Genomic DNA, 1,247 nt, shown 5'->3' on the forward strand with positions numbered 1-1,247 from the left:
ATCTACATCAACGCGCCGATTGGCATAGAGCATGCGGACCTTTTCGGGATCTGCCTTGATATCCCTTTCGTAAGCATCCGCCATTGCTTTCAGCGCCGACCCGGCGTCCGCTTTCTCGACAAGGGAGCCGGTTGCGGCGAGCGTTTCCACGAGCTTCTTGTGATCGCCAGCCTGCAGGGCTTCCACCACAGATTTTTGACTGTCAGGCGTCCAATGTCCCGCCTCGTAGGGCGTTTGGTTCACCGGCTCCATTTGAACAGTAGGACTTTCCTCGCCACGTCCGGCCCTAAGTTCCTCGCGTTTCGCGATCCGGTCGATCGCGGCTGCGTAGTCCGGCGAGACTGGGAATTTGTCCTGATAGAGCTCGCTGCCAGGCTTGCTGAGTTGGCTGGCCAAGATGTGTCTGTCAGCCGTGTCGCTTTGCACGGTGAAAACCTGGGTTCGTTCGTCGGCCTTGCTCAACAGGGCGCTCGCGGCATTTGAGCCGAAAATGGCACTGTGCAAGACATAAACCTGATCGACGCGCCTGCCATCGTCGTGATTTCTGATTTCGTAGGCGGAGCCGATGATTGTCGTGGGCCCCTCAATCTTATAGCCCTTGACACCCCTGTCACCCGGCTCGCCGGTGCTGGCCTCGAAGGTCTTGCTCTGACTGCTGCCATCGGGTTTGAAGGTAACGGATTTGCCTTCGATCTTTTCGATCCGGCCGGCTTCACCGGCAATGAGATTCCTATAGCTGCTAGTGACGCTGAGCCTGTCACCGACCCTGAAACGGATATCCTTGTTGTTAAACGCCTTGAAGCTGACAGGGTCGCCACTCAGGCGACCGGATGCAAGGCCCTGCTTTTCGATCTCTTCGGCAAGCAAATCTACATGATCACGTTTGTTGGCGTAGAGAGCGCGGACTTTCTCGGGGTCCGCACTAATGTCTCTTTCATAAGTCTGCGCTATCGCTTTCAACGTTGATACGAGATTTGTGTTCTCAACAAGGGAGCCGGTTGCGGCTAGCGTTTCCACAAGCTTCTTGTGGTCGCCTGCCTGCAAGGCCTCGACGATTCTTTTCTGGTTATTGACTGCCGCATCGGCAGCGTCGGGCGGCGTTTGGGGCGCCAGGTCTATCGGGGCGGAAGTTTTCTCCTCGCCACGTGCCGCGACAACTTCCTGGCGTTTTGCAATCCGATCGATGGCGGCTGTGTAGTCCGGCAAGGCTGGGAATTTGTCCTGGTAGAGCTCGCTGCCCGGCTTTC

The 1,247-nt window shown here is 57.0% G+C and carries 1 protein-coding gene; it reads right to left on the bottom strand.

Translation table 11 applies throughout. The annotated features are described in order from the left end of the window. Positions 1 to 1,247 (bottom strand): hypothetical protein (locus PIB16_RS26630; RefSeq protein WP_161596401.1); only part of this gene is annotated, 1,247 nt, incomplete at both ends.

The organism is Agrobacterium sp. ST15.13.015 (assembly GCF_027871645.1).
Classification (GTDB): domain Bacteria; phylum Pseudomonadota; class Alphaproteobacteria; order Rhizobiales; family Rhizobiaceae; genus Agrobacterium; species Agrobacterium leguminum.